The organism is Moorena sp. SIO4E2, assembly GCF_010671945.1.
GTDB lineage: Bacteria > Cyanobacteriota > Cyanobacteriia > Cyanobacteriales > Coleofasciculaceae > Moorena > Moorena producens.
In genome coordinates, this window is record NZ_JAAHIE010001193.1 from 1 (window position 1) to 1,469 (window position 1,469).

The window sequence follows — 1,469 nt, forward strand, 5'->3', positions numbered from 1 at the left end:
CGGTTGGGCATGGAACAATCTATTCCTATTGGTAGTGGCAGCATCTTAATGAATCGGTTAAGAGGTAGCTATAGTTTCTATATCCCTGTAGAATTCACCAACTTTACCGAAGGACCTCAGGCTCTTGCCTTTAACATTCAAGGGGGCACTATCTTGGGGGATTTACCTCCCTATGAAGCTTTTATTATTGGTGGTAGTAACTCCGTGCGGGGGTTTGCTGAGGGAGACCTAGCCTCAGGACGTAGTTACCTTCAGGCTACTGCAGAATATCGCTTCCCCATTTTCTCAGTCATAGGGGGCGCTCTATTTGTTGACGCTGGCACTGACCTTGGTTCTGCTGGTTCTGTTCCTGGTGAACCCGGTGAGCAGAGAGATTTACCCGGTACTGGTCTCGGTTACGGTCTTGGGGTTAGAGTGCAGTCACCACTTGGTCCGATTCGGGTAGACTTTGGTTTGAATACCGAAGGGGACAGTCGTCTTCACTTTGGTATTGGAGAGAAGTTTTAATTGTTAATTGTGAATTGTTAGTTGTGAATTATTAGTGGTTAATTGTCAATTGTTGATTGTAATTTGTGATTGGTTAATTTCAATTTTCAATTTTCAATTTTCCTGCATTTATTGATAGAAACTTTCCCAAAAAAAATGTCTTCAGTATATTACACCTTGGCTGGTATGTTTGAACGCTCTGGTGTCGGACTGCACAGCGGTATTTCAACCAACGTAAGGGTACTACCAGCAGCTGCGGGAGTTGGGCGATATTTTGTGCGGGTTGACTTACCAGGTAAACCCGTTATTCCAGCAAACATAGATGCAGTTTCAGCTACCACACTGTCTACGGAACTCTCCACATTAACCCAGTATGGAAAGGCTTCCGTTCGTACAGTGGAACACCTTTTAGCTGCACTGGCTGGTAGTGGTGTGGATAATGCTCAAATTGAGATTGATGGTCCAGAAGTACCTCTTTTAGATGGTTCGGCGAAGGTTTGGCTGGAAGCTCTCCAGGAGGTGGGATTAGTAGCAGCAGGGGTTCAAGGAATCGAGGATAAAGCACACGATAGTTTTACCCCCGGACAAGTTCGAGCTACCCTAACACCCCCTCACCTGCTAACTCCCTCAGTAACAACACCTATCCCTTTTGTATTAAACGAGCCAGTCTCGGTTTATCACGGAGATGCCTTTGTAACGGCTCTACCAGCACCCAAAACTCGATTTACCTATGGCATTGACTTTGCGTTACCAGCGATTGGTAAACAATGGTATAGTTGGACTCCAGAAAAGGACAATTTTGCTGATGCGATCGCACCAGCTCGTACCTTTGGCTTGGCTGATCAAATTGACCAGTTGCGCGATCGCGGTTTAATTAAAGGTGGTAGCTTGGACAATGCTCTGGTTTGTGGTCAACACGGATGGGTTAATCCTCCCTTACGATTTTCAAATGAGCCAGTACGTCATAAACTTTTAGACTTAGT

General features: G+C 45.4%; 2 protein-coding genes. Both read left to right on the top strand.

Annotated elements, in window-relative coordinates:
- Positions 1–507 (top strand): BamA/TamA family outer membrane protein (locus tag F6K37_RS42100; RefSeq protein ID WP_287257176.1); only part of this gene is annotated, 507 nt, incomplete at its 5' end.
- A 135-nt stretch (positions 508–642) separates the two neighbouring features.
- A partial coding sequence (locus tag F6K37_RS42105; protein WP_287257177.1) for a UDP-3-O-acyl-N-acetylglucosamine deacetylase occupies positions 643–1,469 on the top strand: 827 nt, incomplete at its 3' end.